The sequence below is a fragment of the Paenibacillus sp. FSL R10-2788 genome (assembly GCF_038003885.1).
Lineage (GTDB): Bacteria > Bacillota > Bacilli > Paenibacillales > Paenibacillaceae > Paenibacillus_AQ > Paenibacillus_AQ odorifer.
Genome location: NZ_JBBOQA010000001.1, coordinates 4553488 through 4572619, shown reverse-complemented (window position 1 = coordinate 4572619; position 19132 = coordinate 4553488). Strand labels below are relative to the sequence as shown.

Annotated in this window: 13 protein-coding genes; 10 read left to right on the top strand and 3 right to left on the bottom strand. The window is 46.1% G+C overall.

Annotated features, from left to right (window positions below; all coding sequences use genetic code 11):
* Nucleotides 1-49: 49 nt before the first annotated feature.
* Both NSQ50_RS20300 and proB read right to left on the bottom strand, forming a co-directional pair.
* Complete coding sequence (locus tag NSQ50_RS20300; protein WP_076223068.1) at nt 50-1297, bottom strand: glutamate-5-semialdehyde dehydrogenase; 1248 nt, start codon at nt 1295-1297, stop codon at nt 50-52.
* Nucleotides 1298-1335: 38 nt separating this feature from the next.
* Nucleotides 1336-2439 carry a glutamate 5-kinase gene (proB, locus tag NSQ50_RS20295; protein WP_076101454.1) on the bottom strand — a complete coding sequence of 368 codons (1104 nt, stop codon included), beginning with the start codon at nt 2437-2439 and terminating at the stop codon, nt 1336-1338.
* Nucleotides 2440-2871: 432 nt separating this feature from the next.
* On the opposite strand from proB, the gene NSQ50_RS20290 reads away from it, so the two are divergent.
* Nucleotides 2872-3069: a hypothetical protein gene (locus tag NSQ50_RS20290; RefSeq protein WP_036676321.1), complete on the top strand. Its 198-nt coding sequence runs from the start codon at nt 2872-2874 to the stop codon at nt 3067-3069.
* Nucleotides 3070-3154: 85 nt separating this feature from the next.
* On the opposite strand, the gene NSQ50_RS20285 is transcribed toward NSQ50_RS20290, so the two are convergent.
* Nucleotides 3155-4066 (bottom strand): LysR family transcriptional regulator, encoded by a 912-nt coding sequence (locus tag NSQ50_RS20285; RefSeq protein ID WP_076101451.1) that lies wholly within the window; start codon nt 4064-4066, stop codon nt 3155-3157.
* A gap of 669 nt (nt 4067-4735) precedes the next feature.
* Here NSQ50_RS20285 and leuC point away from each other — a divergent pair.
* From leuC to NSQ50_RS20240, 9 genes are all read left to right on the top strand, one after another.
* Nucleotides 4736-6160, top strand: coding sequence for a 3-isopropylmalate dehydratase large subunit (gene leuC / locus NSQ50_RS20280; RefSeq protein ID WP_036676324.1), 1425 nt, complete (start codon nt 4736-4738; stop codon nt 6158-6160).
* A 29-nt stretch (nt 6161-6189) separates the two neighbouring features.
* Nucleotides 6190-6792: a 3-isopropylmalate dehydratase small subunit gene (gene leuD, locus NSQ50_RS20275; RefSeq protein WP_036676325.1), complete on the top strand. Its 603-nt coding sequence runs from the start codon at nt 6190-6192 to the stop codon at nt 6790-6792.
* Between the two features lie 186 nt (nt 6793-6978).
* Entirely contained in the window at nt 6979-8571 is a 1593-nt protein-coding gene (locus NSQ50_RS20270) for an N-acetylmuramoyl-L-alanine amidase family protein (RefSeq protein WP_081386864.1), read from the top strand.
* 149 nt (nt 8572-8720) lie between these two features.
* On the top strand, nt 8721-10160 hold the full coding sequence (locus tag NSQ50_RS20265; protein WP_038572397.1) for an N-acetylmuramoyl-L-alanine amidase: 1440 nt from the start codon (nt 8721-8723) through the stop codon (nt 10158-10160).
* Between the two features lie 116 nt (nt 10161-10276).
* Entirely contained in the window at nt 10277-10936 is a 660-nt protein-coding gene (locus NSQ50_RS20260) for a GerMN domain-containing protein (RefSeq protein WP_036676330.1), read from the top strand.
* Between the two features lie 87 nt (nt 10937-11023).
* Nucleotides 11024-13756 (top strand): S-layer homology domain-containing protein, encoded by a 2733-nt coding sequence (locus NSQ50_RS20255; protein ID WP_081386865.1) that lies wholly within the window; start codon nt 11024-11026, stop codon nt 13754-13756.
* Between the two features lie 313 nt (nt 13757-14069).
* A complete protein-coding gene (gene nth / locus NSQ50_RS20250) occupies nt 14070-14750 on the top strand; it encodes an endonuclease III (RefSeq protein ID WP_036676333.1) in 681 nt (226 codons plus the stop codon).
* A 32-nt stretch (nt 14751-14782) separates the two neighbouring features.
* Nucleotides 14783-15049 carry a hypothetical protein gene (locus NSQ50_RS20245; RefSeq protein ID WP_036676334.1) on the top strand — a complete coding sequence of 89 codons (267 nt, stop codon included), beginning with the start codon at nt 14783-14785 and terminating at the stop codon, nt 15047-15049.
* 337 nt (nt 15050-15386) lie between these two features.
* Complete coding sequence (locus tag NSQ50_RS20240; RefSeq protein ID WP_076223071.1) at nt 15387-19079, top strand: dynamin family protein; 3693 nt, start codon at nt 15387-15389, stop codon at nt 19077-19079.
* The last annotated feature ends 53 nt before the right edge of the window (nt 19080-19132 follow it).

Sequence of the window (19132 nt, the reverse complement as noted above, 5' to 3'; positions counted from 1 at the left end):
GGCTAAAATCCTCCTAAAAGTTGTGTGATAGAAAACTTAAACGTGTATACTAACCCCGAATTTGTCCCGTTCCGTAGATCTTATATTTGGTTGAAGTTAGAGCAGGCAGACCCATCGGGCCACGAGCGTGGAGTTTCTGGGTACTGATACCAATCTCTGCACCGAATCCAAATTCAAAGCCATCCGTGAAGCGGGTTGAGGCATTGTGATAAACAGCGGCAGCATCCACTTCTTGTAAAAAGCGTGTGGCGTTCTCCTGATCTTCTGTTACGATACAATCCGAATGTTTCGTACCATACTGCGCGATATGCTGCATAGCATCTTCCAAATCACTGACGATTCTAATATTAAGGATATAATCGTTGTATTCTGTAGCATAGTCTTCTACGGTTGCAGGTAATACCCATGGGACAAGAGAGATGGTTTGTTGACAGCCACGAAGTTCTACATGAACCTCACGAAATGCTTCGGCTAAGGATAACAGATATTTGCTCGCGTAATCCTGATGAACGAGTAGTGTTTCCATAGAGTTACATACCGAAGGGCGCTGAGCTTTGGCATTTAAACTAATGTCCCGTGCCATTTCTGGCAAGGCAGTTGTGTCGAGATAAGTATGGCAGATGCCTGCTCCAGTTTCAATTACAGGAACGGTTGCGTTAAGGACTACATTTTGAATAAGAGAGCTGCCTCCGCGCGGGATAATCACATCTAAAAGTCCGTTCAGCTTTAGCATTTCATCTACTGAAGAACGATTAGGATCTTCAATCAGCTGAAGCGCGTTAGGCGGCATTGAGGTTTCAGCAAGAGCATTGTGCAGAACCTCGACAATTTTACGGTTGGAGGACAGGGCAGAGGAGCCCCCGCGCAACACAACAGCGTTGCCGGTTTTGAGACATAGACCTGCAGCATCAACAGTTACATTGGGACGTGCCTCGTAGATGATGCCGATCACACCAAGCGGAACACGCAGCTTCTGGATGTTGAGGCCGTTAGGACGTTCAATGCTTTCTAGCGTGTCACCGATAGGATCCGGTAATACAGCGATTTGTTGCAGGCCTTCGGCAATGCTGTTAATCCGGTCCACATCTAACGCTAACCGGTCGAGCATGGATTCCGGAGTTCCATTGAGTCTTCCTCGTTCCAAATCCTCCGCGTTGGCGGTGATAATGGCGGGAGCTTCGCGGCGAAGCGCATCGGCCATGACCAGCAGTGCTTCATTCTTCTGGCCAGTTGTTAAGCTTGCTAGAACTCCTGTAGTCACCTTGGCTAATTTACTCTTATTAATTACTTCACTCATGACGATTCCTCCCTATATTTGAATTGAAAAAAAATTGTTTATCTCAGTGTAATCCATTCGTCACGGTGAATGACCTCAAGCCGGTGTACTTCTCCCAGCTTTGGTACAATCTCACGGCTTGGCAGACCTTGAATGCTGCGCAGCTGAGCATCATCGTAATTTACAATCCCACGTCCAAGCAATTTGGAGTCGGGTCCAAGTACTTCTACAACATCTCCTGCGTGAAAGCTACCCTCTGTCTGTTTGACGCCTACAGGCAACAGGCTGTGACCGCCATGTAGCAAAGCTTCTACAGCCCCTTCGTCCACGTACAGGGAGCCGAGAGGGGTAGACATAAAGCCAAGCCATTGCTTTTTGACGGGGAGAGAGGATAGCTTCGTTGCAAAATAAGTGCCCCTGCCTTCTCCTGTTGCAGCAAGCTGTAAATCTCCAGGTTCGGTGGCTCTTCCGACAAAGACAGGAACACCACCCCGAGTAGCGATCTTGGCCGCATCGATTTTTGATCGCATACCGCCTGTTCCAACACTAGAGCCAGCTCCACCAGCAATAGCATATATCTCCGGTGTAATGTCATCTACGAACTGATAGCGGACAGCATCCGGATGCTTGCGGGGATCTCCACTGTATAAACCATCCATGTCGGTTAAGACAAGTAATCTAGAGGCTTTTAACAGGTTGGCTACTAGCGCAGAGAGGGTATCGTTATCGCCAAATTTCAGTTCATCTACGGAGACAGTGTCATTTTCGTTAAATACGGGCACCGCTCCTTGGCGAAGCAGCTCTTCTACAGTCATCATAGCGTTATTCATGGCTCTGCGGCTGCAGAAATCGGTGCGAGTCAGCAATATTTGCGCGGTAGTAATTCCATGCTGGGCAAAAGCTTCCTGATAGGCTTGCATCAGCAGCACCTGGCCAACAGCCGCAGCGGCCTGCTTCTCATGCAGCAGCTTCGGACGTGCTGGATAACCGATACTGCGGAAGCCTGCGGCTACCGCACCAGAGGTTACTAACAACACCTCACAGCCGTTTTTCTTCAACTCGGCAATCTCTGAGGCAAAAAAGGAGACTGCTTCACGATTCAAACCGCCCTCGGGTCCGGTCAGCGAGCTGCTGCCTATTTTGACCACGATTCGCGTCGTCATTTCTGTCCACATCCTCTTCGTTTATTAAGTCCTGAAAACAACAAAAAGCCCCCATCCTTAGACTTAGCAAAGGACGAAAGCTTATAAACTTCCGCGGTACCACCTTCATTGATGAGGGATCATCCGACTTCATTCTCATAACGGGAGGATCCGTCCTGTTAGACACAGGCCGCTCGGGGGTAGGATTCGGAACGAAAACCGCGGTAAATTCTTTCAGCCTGTCGGAATCTACTCTCTAGGCGCGGTTAGACTCATTCTTACTGGTCCCGTCTGCACGTTTCACTTATTTTCAATAGAATACCATGGAGCTCGTTGCATTGCAAAGGGAAAACGTAGGATATATTTCTTCATGCAGAAAGCTCTAAATATTATGTTTAACCTCAAAGAGAAGGGGTAAAGAACTTATAATCTGTTACCAGGAGGTGGATTAAATTGACTAAAGACAACAATGCCGAGCAGGGACAGAATCAAGATTCAAACGAAGTAGCAGAGCTTCAGAATAGTGTGACTCGTGAATTTGTGGAAGAGCACACCGGGGCTCCAGTTGATAAGGGATTGGCTGATTCAAGTAAAGCACATGTGTCGGATGATCAGAACCGCCTGATTACACAGCGTAATTTGCGTAAATAATCTAGTACTGTTAAAAGAGGTTTACCTGAAAAAGTGCCCCGACAACCACGCGAATGGTTACTGGGGCACTTTATTTGTATATATTCTATTCTTCCGTTAATTCAGACACTGTTGATTTGAATGTCTCTACAAAAGCCTTTGCGGCCTTGGATAAATATCGTCCGCGTCGATATGCTACAACTAGCGTACGACTAGGCACTGGATCAGCGAGCGGTAAGTAGACTGGAACAAATTCACTCCGCGGTGCACGAGCGATAAAACGAGGAACAAGAGTCACGCCCATACCTGTTGCCACTAGGGATTGAACGGTTTCCATATTATTGCTCTCGAAAACGATTCGTGGCTCGAATCCGGCTTTCCGGCATAGTTCCACAGTCATTTTGCGGAAGCCCTGACCTTCCTTAAGTACGATAAAAGGTTCGTCCTTAAGCTCTTCAAGTGAGGTCCGTGTTCCATCTAGGATTCGTTTAGCGAGTGGATGTTCAGGAGGAACAGCGAGATCGATTCTTTCCTCTCCAAGCTCTTCATAAGCTAGTGCAGGAATTTCGAGGGGTAAGGAGAGCAGGCTTAAATCGGTTTGGCCACTTGCCGTGAGCTTCTCTAGGTTCATTGACGAGTCTTCGAGCAGCGTTATTTCTACCTCAGGATAATTTTGTTTAAAAACTGGAAGTACATGCGGCAGAAGATGTGCACCTGTAATCGGCATACTACCCACAACTACACGTCCAGTACGCAGTTCTGATATGTCGGACATTTCTTGCCGCAGCAGCTCCACTGCGTCAATGATAATCTGGGCTTGTTCAACGAATTTAGAACCTGCGTAGGTCAGCTCAACTGAGCTGGTATTACGCTGAAACAGCATTACGCCGAGCTCTTTTTCCAGTTTGGAAAGCTGCTGGCTGAGCGAGGGCTGGGCAATATGCAGCTTGTCCGCTGCACGAGAGAAGTTTTTTTCGGCTGCGATTTGCAGCACATACTGCAGTTGTCTCAGTTCCATGTATGAACTCCTTAGGAAAATGATTTACTTATAAGTATATCCTATTGGATTATAGTTTTGTATAGGCAACCCGAAAGAGCTTTCACTTCATCGCTCCTCAGGATTTGCGGGCTTGATTTCAAGAGATTAACCCTCCAACACTGACCGAAGTATCCGATATCCTCTAACAGTATATTTTTAGCGCCGGATCTTGAGAGTATCTATGAAATAACTGTATTTTGTACAGCTATTTCGTATGCAAAAGGGATCATTTTGGTTTTAAGTGTATTCTATACAACTAAAAACTAGAGTTCCCAGCTATAAGGCGATAATTCAAGAAAATAGCTGTACAAAATGCAGCTATATTCATTAACGAATGATTCACAGGAATATAGCTGTACAAAATACAACTAAACGCACCTACACACTACGCTTGCGCATCGCACCTACACATCACACTTGCGTATCGCTTCTACACACTACGCTTGCGCATCGCACCAACACCTCACACTTGCTCATCGCTCCTACATATTGCGCCTCAACATACCCTAACTCGGCTTATAGGTTCAGGCTATCACTTTTATAGATATCATATCTTGGAATTATAAAGACAGGGGTGTTATATTTAGATCATTCAAGAGAGACTCCACGCTCTCTTCCAATGAACGATTCTATTAATGAGGTGAAATTATGAGCAACAAGACAATGTTTGAGAAGATTTGGGAGAATCACGTTATTCATCAAGAGGAAGGTAAACCTAGCATTATTTATATTGATCTGCATTTGGTTCATGAAGTAACTTCTCCACAGGCTTTTGAAGGGCTTCGTCTCAGCAACCGGAAGGTTCGCCGTCCTGAGCTGACTTTCGCAACGATGGATCATAACGTACCAACTAAAGATCGTTTTAACATTAAAGATCCAATCTCCAAGCAACAAATTGATACCCTTTCTAAGAACTGTGCTGATTTTGGTGTAAGACTGTTCGATCTGAATGATATTGATCAAGGCGTTGTACACGTAATGGGTCCTGAAATCGGCTTGACACATCCTGGCAAAACTATCGTTTGCGGCGACAGCCATACCTCAACGCATGGTGCATTCGGCGCACTGGCATTCGGTATCGGAACTAGTGAAGTTGAACATGTAATGGCTACGCAATGTTTGCAGCAATCCAAAGCTAAGACAATGGAAGTACGCTTTACAGGCAAACGTAACCCTGGCGTAACAGCAAAAGATATGATCCTAGGTGTTATTGCTAAGTACGGTACTGATTTTGCCACAGGTTATGTAATTGAGTATACAGGCGAAGCTATTCGTGAATTGTCGATGGAAGAACGTATGACTGTCTGCAATATGTCGATCGAAGGTGGAGCAAGAGCTGGCTTGATTGCCCCTGATGAAACTACTTTTAATTATCTGCGTGGACGTCAATACGTACCGCAAGGCGAGGCTTATGATGCTGCTGTAGAAGCATGGAAGAGTCTTGTAAGCGACGAGGGCGCTCAGTACGATACGGTTGTTGAATTTGATGTGGAAACATTGATTCCACAAGTGACCTGGGGGACTAGCCCGGGCATGGGTACTGACATCAACTCCAGCGTACCGAATCCGGCTGACTTCACCACTGAAAATGAACGTAAAGCTGCTGAAAAAGCGCTTGAATATATGGATTTGACTCCTGGAACACCTATTTCTGAAATTCCGATTGATTATGTATTTATTGGTTCCTGCACTAACGGACGGATCGAAGATTTGAGAGCTGCAGCAGTGGTAGCTAAAGGTCATAAGGTGTCTGAAAAGGTTACTGCCATTGTTGTTCCAGGCTCGGGCCGTGTTAAGATGCAGGCTGAGAAAGAAGGACTTGATAAAGTCTTTACTGAAGCTGGCTTTGAATGGCGTGAAGCGGGATGCAGCATGTGCTTGGCCATGAACCCGGATGTTCTGCAGCCTGGACAACGCTGTGCATCTACCTCGAACCGTAACTTTGAAGGACGCCAAGGACGCGGAGGACGTACACATCTGGTATCTCCAGCTATGGCAGCCGCAGCTGCGATCAAAGGTCGTTTCACTGATGTACGTGATTGGAATTATAAGACGGAAGCCGTCAGCTCATAGAACTAGAGAGAACACGGGAGGATAAAACTATGGATGCTTTTAAAAAATTAACAGGAATTGTTGCACCAGTTGACCGGGTGAATGTAGATACGGATGCGATTATTCCGAAACAGTTTTTGAAACGGATTGAACGGACGGGATTTGGACAGTTTTTGTTCTATGAATGGCGTTTTGATGAAGAAGGTAACGATAATCCAGCCTTCGAAATGAATAAACCACGTTATCAAGGGGCTTCTGTTCTGATCTCACGCGCTAACTTTGGTTGTGGATCCTCTCGGGAGCATGCACCATGGGCGATTATGGATTACGGGTTCAGAGTTGTAATTGCACCTTCTTATGCGGATATCTTCTACAATAACTGCTTTAAGAACGGCATTCTGCCGATTAAGCTTTCGGAAGAGCAAGTGGATGAATTGTTCAAACGGACAGCTGAGCATGAGGACTACAAGCTGACAGTTGATCTTGAGAACAACGCTTTACAAGATGAATTCGGACTGAGCATCAACTTTGATCTGGATGAGCACCGTCGTCAATTCCTGCTGCAAGGCTTGGATGATATCGGTTTGACCCTTCAACATGCGGATGAAATTGCTGCTTATGAAGAGCGTCATGCTGCCAAGCTATTCTCTTAAAAAGAGGATATAACTGGTCTGATTCTTAAACTTTACAAAAGATACGCAAAACTTCTATTTCCGGGTGTCGGAAATAGAAGTTTTTTTGCTATAATCGATATATTCATTGGTCATTAAGGAAACATTTGGTGATTTCTGTCGTCTAAATACTTATCTAGGATCTATTACTTGCAGAAGGAGCGGAAAATGAGAATGAGAAGAGCTGGGCTTCGTATATTGCTGCTTTTGTTACTGCCATTATTATTATTATCATCCACCGGACAAGAAGCTGCCGCAGCTGGTAGCAGCGCAGGCAGAATTATTATGGACAATCAGGAACTTGCTTTGCCAAAAGGAATTAAGCTCGAAAACGTAAATGGTAGCGTTATGATTCCGGTCAGAGTGGTAGTAGAGAATCTTGGATTCGAGGTGTTATGGGAGCAGCAGACCCGGAAAGTAACCGTTCACCAGGATGGTAAAAGCATTGAGCTGGCGGTAGGACGGAAAACAGCTGATGCAGATGGGGTGACGTTTGATTTAAATGCAGCTCCTAAGCAGAGTGGCGGCACAGTACTCGTTCCAATTCGTTTCGTAAGCGAACAGTTCGGCTTAAAGGTGGGCTGGGATAATGTTGATAAAACTGTCTATTTGACAGGTGGACAAGTTAGCAATTCTGCAATGACACCTGAGGGGAATACTACCAATCCAACAGCAACTAATACACCTGTCCCAACTCCAAGTGCTACGCCGGGAAGTGACAACGGGACAACTGCTGGCAGTGTAGTGACTTCACCCAGCCCGACACCAGTTCCACAAACAACTACGGCACCGGGAAGCACAGCAGGAATTCCAACAGGCCCTCTAGTAAACGGGGCAGTATTCACTGAGAACCGACTTATTATCGCTGTGTCGGGGGCTACTAAGCCTAACGTTACAAAAATGAGCAACCCTGATCGAATCGTCGTAGATTTTCCGGGTGCTGCGTTCGATCCGGATTTCATTGGAAGTCTTACGGGTGTTACCACCACTGGCGGTCCACAAGGTAAGCTGGACGTTGCCGGCTACCCGCTCGTTTCTGAGATCCGTTATGCACTGTTCAGTGTGAGTCCGTCCACTGTCAGATTCGTAATTCAAACGGTTGGAAATCAACCGTACCAGCTTAGTACGGATGAAAGCACCGGGCTGGTTACGATTGATTTGAATGTAACTAGCAGCGGAGGCAACACCCCAGGGGCTAATGGAACGTTAGGTAAACCCATTGTAGTTCTAGATGCGGGGCATGGCGGAACTCAATCTGGAGCTGTCAGTCTCACAGGCAAGCTGGAAAAAGACTTCAATCTGGCCGTCATCCGCAAAGTACAAACGCTATTAACGCAGGAAGCATTAGTTGACGTGGTCTTTACTCGAACGGATGATGCTACCTTGGGGCTTCAGGATCGCGTGAAAATTGCGGAGGCTGCTAAAGCGAATCTCTTTATTTCAGTGCACGCGAATTCGCTAGATGTTGGATATCCAAATAGAGATAAAATAAATGGCAGTGAAACCTATTATTCTCGCAGTGATAGTCTGCCTCTTGCTCAGATTATGCATAAGCATTTATTAGCCGCTACTGGTTTTAAAGACAACGGGATTCGTACGAAAAGCCTACATGTTACACGAGAAACTACTATGCCGGCAGTCTTGCTGGAGGTAGGATATCTTACAAATTCAGGGAATGAGTCGGCGATGTATAGTGAGCAGCTTCAAGAGAAATTAGCGAGAGAAATTGTTGCCGGGATTAAGGAATATCTGGGGCTTTAAGATTTGAGGTTGGTGAGATTTCTCAATTTTTATGGAATATATTCGCAACCTTTATAGATTACCAGCGTCTAATAGAGGTCTGAGGTTGACGGAGACAGGGCACCACGATCGCCATTCACAGGCGAATACTAGATTCTTAGAGGTGAAGAATGAAGAAATTCAGTTTGATGTTGTTTTTGTTGCTCTTTGTGTTGGTTTTGCCTGAGCATGGACATGCTGCTGCCGCGAATAGCAAGATTTATCTGGACGGCAAAGAGATTACTGCAGGGCAAAAAGTACCGGTTGAAAATGTGAATGATACTATCATGGTACCGTTGAGATTGATCTCCGAGAGTCTTGGTTATACCGTGGGCTGGGATCAAAAAAGCAAAACGGTGACGATTGAACAGCAAGGTAAGGTCATCAAACTTATTGTTAATCAAAAGACAGCTTCGGTTGATGACAAAACAGTACAGCTTACCACTGCACCTGTCCTGCGGAGTGATACGACACTTGTACCTATACGGTTCATAAGTGAGCAGTTTGGTCTCACCGTCACTTGGGATAATGCAAAGAAGATCGTGTACCTTATTACCCCAGGATCCTCAAATGAAAACGGAAGTTCAGATGGAAACTCTGGAAATGGTGGATCTGAGGTTGTTCCGCCGGTAGATCCTACTAAGAATTTAACCATGATAAATGGTTTGAGCTTTAGTGAGAATCGTTTGAGCATTGCGATGGAAGGTAATTCAGCGCCAAAAGTAAGTGTAATGACAGGGCCGGATCGGTTAGTTATTGATTTTCCTAATGCCACTTTCTCAGATCTGTTTGGTACGGGACAAGTTCTTGATCCTGATCTGAATGGCAAACTGGAAGTGAAGGATTATCCTGATGTATCAGGCGTACGGTATTCGCTTTATAGCTCCAACCCTTATACTGTACGTTTTGTAATTGATTTGAATTATCCTAAGAATTATAACATCAGCGTATCTGGAACTGATTCTAAGTTGGTCATCATTGACCTGAATGCAGAAAGTACGGATGATACTTCAACACAGCCAGGTAATGATGGCAAGAAGCTCGTAGTACTGGATGCAGGGCACGGAGCTAAAGATTCTGGTGCAGTAGGAGTAACAGGAAAATACGAAAAGAATTTTAATTTAGCTATAGTACTTAAGACAGCAGCATTGCTGAAAAAAGAAAGTAATATCGACGTCGTACTGACACGCAGTGACGATACATTCTTGGAGCTCAAGGATAGGGCGGCTATGGCTAATAATTTAAAAGCAGATCTATTCATTTCTGTACATGCCAACAGTTCCGCATCTTCTGCGGCAAGCGGGACAGAAACGTATTATCAGCGGGAAGCCAGTAAGGCCTTAGCGAAAGTGATGCATAAGTATCTAGTTGAGGCTACAGGGCTTAGTGATCGCGGTGTACGATACGGGAATTTCCATGTCATTCGTGAAACGAAAATGCCTGCTGTTCTACTTGAAGTAGGATACCTTAGCAATAAGAAGGATGAGACATTGCTATTTACGGAAGCATTACAAAACAAAGTTGCTGCTTCAATAGTGAGTGGAATCAAGGAATATTTGGGTATAAAATAACAGACCAGTGGCAGACGAGCGCCGCAAAGTCAGCTTTCTGCTTTTATCTATAAAAAGGCAAGAAGTGGTTTTGCGGTACCTGTCTGCCCGTATTCATCTAGAGGAGGCGTTTATTAATGTTTAAACAAAAATGGACTATGGTTGGGGTTGCTGCGCTGCTTCTACTAGTGATTGCTGGCTGTGGAGATAAGCCTACTGCAGCTCCTGCTAATGGAGTGGAGCAAGATACTACAAACGTTGTAAGTGGTGCGGGAGAAAGTACCCCAGCTCCGTCTGATGATCAGGAAAGCGAAGTGGCTAGCACTCCGCAACCGACAGCAGATAATACTAATGCAGAAACACAGCCGTCATCGAAGCCGGTAGAAAATGAGACACAAAAGCAAAGCCAGAGTATTGAAGTTTATTACACAGATTCGCAAATTATGGATTTAGTGCCTGCTAAGACTACGATTAACTACTCTGACGATGTTGAGAAATATACAGAGACGTTCAAAGCACTGCAAAGTAATGAGAATACAGATCTTGTACCTTTATGGGGTAAAATTGAGCTGAAATCATTGAAATTCGTAGAGGGTCAAATCGTAATGGATATTCATAAACCAGATGAAGCTCAGCTTGGTGCGGGTGGAGAATCCTTTGCCATTACTTCACTTGCCAAAACTTATTTTCAATTTGCGGAAGTAAAGAGTATCGAAGTTTTAGTTGATGGTGAAAAGGTAGAAAGTCTGATGGGCCATGTGGACCTATTGCATCCTATGACTAGAGATAATTCTTAATTGGTCATGCAACAAAGGAATTAGGCATCTAGCTGACGAATTTTTAAACATACTATTTATTTGAGTCATAGAGAGGGGAATAATCTATTGTCCGCGCAAAAAAGGTCAAAACGTCCATTGAAGGCTTATTCTAATAAAGCAGTGTCGGCTGTTATGGCTGGTGTTATGGTTTTTGGTGGTGCAAGTGCAGTGTTTGCAGACACAGCTGCCACTACACCGACATCAACCACTACTCAATCTGTAGGGATTTTTAGCGATGTGAAGACAGGCTTCTGGGCTGAAAAACATATTTACAAACTCGCTTCACAAGGAATTGTGGTTGGGAATAATGGATTGTTCCGTCCTGGAGATTCTGTAACTCAACAGGAAGCAGTGCTTATGGCCCTGCGGTTTATGAAGTTGCAGGATAAAGTGGATGCTTCTTCTGCGGTAGCATTGCCTACCGATTTTAAGGTTACGAATTATTACAAGGATTATGTTGTGTTGGCTTTTCAACAAGGATTACTCGATAAAGCAACCGAAATGGCTCCAGATAATCTGAAGACTTCTTGGGGAGAGCGTAAAGCATCCCGGGAATGGATTGCGGAGCTGTTAATCCGCTCCCTTGGAAAAAGCGCAGATGCAGCAGGGGCTGCTAGTGAGCCAACTGGCTTTGCAGATGATACCAAAGTGTCTGCCAACAAACGTGGTTACATCAACGTTGCCGTTGATTTAGGCCTAGCCAATGGACTTGATGGCAATCGTTTTGATCCGCAAGGCGCTGTAACACGTGCGCAATTGGTGACTTTTTTCAGTCGCGCTGAAGCTCACAATACGGTTGAATACGACAACACGGTATCAGGAACGATCAGTCAATTAGCAGATGGGAAACTATCCGTCTATAACAACGGAAAGACTTCTACATATACCCTGGGAGCAAGCACTGCTTATTACACAAGTGCTTCTGAAAGCAGAATCAATCTAAGTGATGTCCAACCCTACACTAAGGTTACTGTAATTGGTGCGACATATAACGCGGCTTATGTTGAAGTGACTGACCCTACACAACAAGTAGAGACTCTGTCAGGAAACTTCGCCATGGTAGCTCCAGGTAATAAGCTTTGGTTAAAGTCACCAACAGGGTTCACTGAATACTACTACGATGAGACTACTTCCTTTGTGGATGTAAATGGAGCTGGAATTGAACCTGCTTCGCTGGTAACAGATAGTGTAGTTTCACTGCAACGTGAAACGTACAGTGGTTCGCATAAAGTAGTGAAGGTTCAAGTGACTTCAGGGGTCGTTAACAAAACAACAACAGGCACCATTCAAAGTGTAGACCTTACTGGCAAAAGCATTACTTTCAAAAATACCGCGGGTACAGTAGAAACTTTTAAATGGGAAGATGGGACTTCATTATTCAGCTCCCAAGCATCAGTGCTGAAACCTGCAGATTTGAAGACAGGTAATGCGGTGAAATATACGATTCAAGATAATGTGATCCGCACTGTAGAAGTGACGGAAGGTGTTGAACGGACAGTTGAGGGGGTACTTACCGAGCTGACTAGTTCCACAGTTGTTTACAAAAAAGCAGACGGAAATCGTGAGGTTAAACTGCTTGGCACTAAACCGACGATTGTTATTCCGAACATGAGTGGAGCAGTAGCTGATGATCTTATTGCTGATGCAGTAGGTGGGGACAAGATTCAGGTTACCTTAAACAGTAGCGATCAAGTCACCAAAATTGAAGTGTTAAGCCGCCAAATTGAGCAGTATAGTGGAGCAACAATTGTGGATTATAATAGCAAAACACAGCTCCTTACAGTTATGGACAGCAGCAAAAAAGCCCATGTGGTTCAGTTGGATGAGAAAACAAAGCTGATTTATGAAGGTGCATTGCCTAACTTAACTAATATGGGTGCGAAACTTATCGAGAACCGCAAAGTTAATCTGAAGGCAATAGGACAGCGGGCTTTGTCTTTGGAAATTGTCACAAAGTACGAAGGAACTTTAACAGCTGTTAATTCTACGTCGAAAACTCTTGTTTTGAAGCTTAATGATGGACAAAGTTTAACGATGCCTTATCCGCAACTTGTTGATCTCTTTGGTAAGACTAGTCCTTCCCTAAGTGATATTCCTATTGGAAGCAATGTAACGGCTTCACTGACTACAGGTCAGGATCTGATAGCGGTATTGAAAGTGAAGACTGTGCTGCAAGTTGAAGCGGCAACCGTGAATTCTGGAACCAACCGTTTGGGCATCAAATGGAATGGGGGAACCAGTGATATTAATACTTTGGCAATCCCGTTGACCAATGAAGCTGGTGAGAGCATTAAGCTAACGGATTTAAAAGCGGGAGATTATCTTAATGTGACTTTTGATGGTAGCTCACCGCTGGCTATTCAAGCAGTTAAGCTCACAACAGGCCAGGTAAGTTCTGTAGATGCCGCTGGGAATAGCGTAGTCGTGAAGGATTATGCTGGAGCTGCACAGACCTTAGCGGTAAGTGGAGGAGTCAAAATCATTCGTGACGGCTCGACAACGACTGCTCTTAGCAACTTGACGGCAGGGGACAGAGTAGAGATTCGCAAGGATCCGGATGGATCTACAACGATTCGTATTATGTCTCAGCTCAGTAGAACATTCTCACGTTATGAGAGTGCAACAAACTCATTGGTGACGAAGAGACCTAATTTGAACGATAAATATCAATTCTTTGTTCCTGCTAATGTTTATATTCATCAGGGAGATTCGACTTTATCCGTGCAATCTTTGAAAGAAAATGATAATATTATAATGTATTTCAATAATGATATTTTGGTTGAAATTGTGAAACAATAGTTGCAATGGTGGATTTCTGAGTGAATCACCGTCTTGACACAGGGGGCTTTACCTGCGTCAAGACGTTTTTTTTGAAATATAAGAAAGTATAAGTATTGCTCTTATACTGTATGTCTTATATTTCTCTCTTAAACGCTTACTGTTCTTATTAGGACAATCAAGGCGTTAATACTTGAAATATAATGCCAGTATCGTATGTGTTGAAATGTATGAATCCATACGTTATAATACATACTTTGCTTATATTTCTAACATTTGAGGTGAGACGCTCGATAGAATTTTCTGAGCGTTTTTGCTCCGTGGAGGGGACACTATGAAAGCTGCAGACGTCCGCCACATTTTGGATACGATTGGAGATTTGTTTCCGGATGCACATTGCGAGCTGAATCACAGTAACGCTTTTGAATTGACAATAGCGGTGCTGCTGTCAGCCCAATGTACGGATGCAACGGTGAACAAAGTGACCGAGGACCTGTTCCAAAAGTACAAAGCCCCCATCGATTATATTTCTGTGCCGCTGGAGGAATTGGAGGGGGATATCCGGCGCATCGGCTTATATCGTAACAAAGCTAAGCATATCCAAAGCCTGTGCTCTATACTCATAGAACAGTATGGCGGAGAAGTGCCTGAGGCACATGACTTGCTTGTAACGTTGCCAGGAGTAGGTCGTAAAACCGCTAACGTAGTAGTATCCAACGCATTTGGAGTTCCTGCCATTGCTGTGGACACTCATGTGGAGCGGGTTGCTAAACGACTTGCATTGGCAGGCTGGAAAGATTCTGTGCTGGAAGTGGAGAAAAAGCTGATGAAGGCTGTGCCACGTGATGAATGGACGCTCACGCATCACCGGCTAATCTTTTTCGGACGATATCACTGTAAGGCTCAGAATCCAAAATGTCAGGTTTGTCCGCTCCTTGATGTATGTCGAGAGGGCAAAAAACGTATGAAAACGGCTGTCGTCAGGAAAGCTAAAGATCATACGCCAAAAAGTTAAAAGTTAGAGTTGAAGAAGAGGATGGGATAGAGATGAAATGCATTTCTGTATACACAGATAATTTTGAGGTATTCTCGGATATTTTTGACCGCGTAGTGGAAAGCCCGCTGGAAGAAAATGAAGAGCAAGAAGTAGAGGGCATTACGATCAGTCATTCCGGTGACGTGCCTGAGCACTATCTGGAGCGTATGTCTGTAAAACCAGAGGTTGTCGTAATGAGAGACAAATCTCGTGGATTGACTATTCTGCAGCACGGAAAAGTATTCGAAATTCTGTTGCCTGTTTTGGAAACTGCATAATTGAGAAGTGACCTGAAATGGAGTCGGCCCTTGGGGCTGGCTCCTTTTTTTATTGAATATCTTTATATTTCTACGAGAAACGACTGTTGGCTTTACAGGACGACAACGTCGCTTCTTTTTTTTTATCATTTCGTAGGAGATGATAGGTTATTTTGTAAGTAGTGTGTATTTAATTTGTGTCAAACTGGTGATAAACTGTAATTATTATTTATAAAAATGTTCCGCGCTAAAGTTCAGAAATTGCACCTATATAAGTTTTGCATAAAAAAGAGCTTAAATCAGTATTCATGAATGGATTAAGATCAGTGCATGATTAAAAGGTAACTGTGGAGGTGGAATGTCTGTGGGAGCGGAACGGGTTAGAATTCAGAGAGAGACATTAAGTGAAACAGCATCGCTGCTTTCCCAGCTGAAAGATTTAATGCGCCACTGGGGCGATGAGAGTGCTGAACGAATATATGAAGATTTACAAAATAAAGAGGGTGGGAATGAACTGACCCTTGCTTTTTGTGGGCATTTTTCGGCAGGGAAATCCAGCATGATTAATCTTTTATGCGGTAGCTCAGTGTTACCTTCCGGACCTGTGCCGACTAGTGCCAATATTGTTTCAATCCGCAGCGGGGCTCCACGAGTGCTTATCTATCCAAGGGTTGAGGGAAATGAAAATGAATCTACCCCTGTAGAGACAACACCAGAAAGATTACAGGAATATTGTCGAAATGGCGGAGAATATTCCGCTATTGAAGTCTGGAATGAGTTTCCTCTTCTAGGGAAGCATGGTGTTCTATTGGATACACCTGGCGTGGATTCGACGGATGATGGCCACCAGGCGGCCACTCGTTCCGCGCTGCATTTAGCTGATGTCGTCTTTTATGTTATGGATTATAACCATGTACAGTCAGAGAATAATTTAGCATTTGCCAAAAATCTTAGTGACTGGGGCAAACCGCTCTATCTTATTGTTAATCAGATAGACAAGCACAGAGAACAAGAAATTTCCATTGAAGAATATAAACGCCAGCTTGAAAATGCTTTTGAGCAGTGGGGGATTCATTGTGCGGGGATTCTGTTTACCTCACTCAAAATGAAAGAGCACCCATTGAATCATTGGGATAATCTGCTGAACCTTATAACAGAGCTGTTGGAGCACAGGGAACAATTGCTTCAATATAGCTTGTCACGTTCCATTCATCATACAGCAGATTCTTCGCTAACCGCGTTCCGTGAAGACCAGCAGGAGGAACGGGAAACTTTTTTAGCTGAGCTAGAGGGTGCAGCGGTTACAGTTGTGATGGAAGAGCTGAAATCGCTGGAAGAAGAGAAGGCACTGCTTGAGGAGCTGCCTCAGCAATCACGAGCTAGCCTGCGAAGTGATCTTGATGCCTTACTCAATAATGCTAACTTAATGCCTGCGGATGTTAGAGAGGCGGCAGGGAGCTATGTGGAGAGTGTCAGCCCAGGCTTCCGCTTAGGTTTGTTCTCTACAGCCGGACGGCGGGAGAAGGAACAAGGCAAACGACTGGATGCCTGGCAAGGATTACTGGTCCGAGAGGTTTCCGCTCAGCTGGAATGGCATCTGATTCAGCTGGTACGTCAATGGGCGGAGAATCTCGGACTGTGGGCAGAGGAGGCAGAGACGACTCTGAAGCAAGGGTTCCCGGCGGTGAGCCAGGAATGGCTGGCGGCTGCAGTTAAGCCGGGAACGGGGAATAGCGGCGAGGCGCTGCTCAATTTCTGCCGCACACTTGCGGCAGATCTGAAGAGTCAATTCCGCCGCGCTGCGCTTTTAGTTGGCGATGAGCTGCTGGCGAAGCTGCCATCGCTTATTGAGGAGCAGCGCGCGGAACTCCAGCGCCGCGAACAGGCCCTTACGCGGCAGGCGAGCGCTGCCCGCGCCCTAGCCGCCCTGGACCGCGCGGCTGACGCCCGCGCGCACGAGCTAGCGGCGCTGCTGCCGCCGCGCCGGACCCTCACCCCCGGCATCCTGCCGGAGGTGAAGGTCACCCTGCGTGCGGCTGCGCAGAGCGCCGCACCGCGGGAGACCCAGCCGCGCGAACGCGCCGCGGCTGGAAGTGCCGCCGCCGCAAGCTGGGCGGCGGGAACGGCTTCGCCGGCGGGCGGACGCCGCCGGCTCTCGGCAGCCGCTGACGCGCTGGCGGCTGCGGCAGAGCTGCTGCGCCGCGAGCCAGCGATGGCATCTGCGGCGCGCAGTCTGGCTGCACGGGCGGAGGATCTCGCCGGCGGCCGCTTTACCCTTGCGCTGTTCGGTGCGTTCAGCGCAGGCAAATCTTCCTTCGCCAATGCTTTGCTCGGCGAAGAAGTGCTGCCCGTGTCGCCACACCCTGCCACGGCCGCAGTTAACCGCATATTGGCGCCGGAAGGAGACTTCCGCCATGCCAGCGCGGTTGTAACGATGAAGAGCATGGCGGATTTCTGGGATGACATCTGCCATTCCTTCAGCGTGCTGCAGCTTGGAGAGCCGCAACAGGATACGTGGACAGCAGTACTTGCGAACCTGCCAACACGGGGAATCCACCCCTCTGCGCTGCCGCATGCAGGATTTCTAAGAGCCGCAGCATCCGGTTGGGCTGAAGCGGAGCCGTTGCTAGGAACGGTGCGGACGGTTGATTTGGAAGAATATCGAAACCTAGTTGCGGAAGAGACCCGAGCTTGCTTTGTGCAAGGGATTGACCTCTATTATGCCTGTCCTTTGACTGAGAGCGGGATTGTGCTCGTAGATACACCAGGAGCAGATTCACTGCATGCACGTCACACTGGCGTAACCTTTAGTTACATGAAAAATGCGGATGCGATCTGTTTTTTGACCTATTATAACCACGCTTTTTCGAAGGCGGATCGCGGCCTCTTGGCCCAGCTGGGCCGCATTAAAGACAGCTTTGCTCTCGATAAAATGTTCTTTATTATTAATGCCTCCGATCTCGCTTCAAGCGAAGAAGAACTAGATGAGGTTAAAGCACATGTCGTTCAAAATCTGCGTGCCGGAGGTTTGCGGTCTCCGAGAATCTATGCTTTGTCCAGCTTGCTTGCTCTAGAAGCTAAAACTCAACATAATCACGATCTTTATGGAACCTCCCGCTTCAATGAATTTGAGCAAGCACTATCCAGCTTTGCTGGTGATGAGCTTCCTCAGCTTTCACTTAACGCAGCTGCTGAGAGTATCGCATCGGTTCGGCGCCGGGCTGAGGAATGGCAGAATCTGGCTTCCAAGGCGGCGGGCGAGCGTGAAGCCGGGTTAAAAGAACTGCAGGAACGGCGTCAGTTCGCCATGAAGCGGTTGTCTCTTTTGGAGACTGAGGAACGTCCTAGCAGAGATCTTATTCACGAAAGTGAAGAACTGATCTATCATGTGTGCCAGCGGATTAGCTTCTCCTTCAATAGAAATTTTCAGGAATCTTTTCATCCCTCCTTACTGCGTGAGGATGCAGGGAATTTAAAAGCCATTTTCTCTGCCTGTGGTGCCGAACTAATGCGTACTACTCAGCGCGAGCTTGAGCAAGAGCTATGGGCAACAACGCTGCGGCTAGAGAGCACGGGACGCAGGCTTGTTCATGAAGCTGCTGAAGCGGCAGCTACAGAGCTGCTCTTTTCCACGGAGGAATTTCATCTTATGGAGAATGAGGAGCAGGCTTGGCCATCTCCTAAGGATCTGGAATGCCAGCTTCAGCCTGTGCAGTGGTCCGCTTTATGGGGCCATTTCAAATCCCCGCGTTATTTCTTTGAGGGAACTGGGCGGGAATTGGTCAAAGGTGCGGCAGAGCCGCTTTTGAAAGAAGCGGTTAATCTTGCAGCGGCAGTGCAGAAGGAAAAATTAATTGCTCATTACGTCGAGAATATCAGCAGAGAATTAAAATCTGCTGCCGAAAGCCTGCAAGAAGGGCTTGCGGAGCAAGAGAAAGCGATGTTAGATCTCCTTAAAGGGGGTGAGACTGCAGATCATTGGGGCCAAATAAGCCACCAATTATCACGTCTAGAACAAACTTTCGTTGATAAAGTCGACAAAGTTCTGTGAAGTTTGTAGGAAAATGTCGAAGAACACTTGCAATCTGGCGTATGATGGATGAA

Excerpts from the sequence above, each read along its gene's own strand:
- leuD (WP_036676325.1), top strand. The coding sequence starts at position 6,190 with ATGGATGCTTTTAAAAAATTAACAGGAATTGTTGCACCAGTTGACCGG.
- nth (WP_036676333.1), top strand. The coding sequence starts at position 14,070 with ATGAAAGCTGCAGACGTCCGCCACATTTTGGATACGATTGGAGATTTG.
- NSQ50_RS20260 (WP_036676330.1), top strand. The coding sequence starts at position 10,277 with ATGTTTAAACAAAAATGGACTATGGTTGGGGTTGCTGCGCTGCTTCTA.
- NSQ50_RS20270 (WP_081386864.1), top strand. The coding sequence starts at position 6,979 with ATGAGAATGAGAAGAGCTGGGCTTCGTATATTGCTGCTTTTGTTACTG.
- NSQ50_RS20285 (WP_076101451.1), bottom strand. The coding sequence starts at position 4,066 with ATGGAACTGAGACAACTGCAGTATGTGCTGCAAATCGCAGCCGAAAAA.
- leuC (WP_036676324.1), top strand. The coding sequence starts at position 4,736 with ATGAGCAACAAGACAATGTTTGAGAAGATTTGGGAGAATCACGTTATT.
- NSQ50_RS20265 (WP_038572397.1), top strand. The coding sequence starts at position 8,721 with ATGAAGAAATTCAGTTTGATGTTGTTTTTGTTGCTCTTTGTGTTGGTT.
- proB (WP_076101454.1), bottom strand. The coding sequence starts at position 2,439 with ATGACGACGCGAATCGTGGTCAAAATAGGCAGCAGCTCGCTGACCGGA.
- NSQ50_RS20240 (WP_076223071.1), top strand. The coding sequence starts at position 15,387 with ATGTCTGTGGGAGCGGAACGGGTTAGAATTCAGAGAGAGACATTAAGT.
- NSQ50_RS20245 (WP_036676334.1), top strand. The coding sequence starts at position 14,783 with ATGAAATGCATTTCTGTATACACAGATAATTTTGAGGTATTCTCGGAT.
- NSQ50_RS20300 (WP_076223068.1), bottom strand. The coding sequence starts at position 1,297 with ATGAGTGAAGTAATTAATAAGAGTAAATTAGCCAAGGTGACTACAGGA.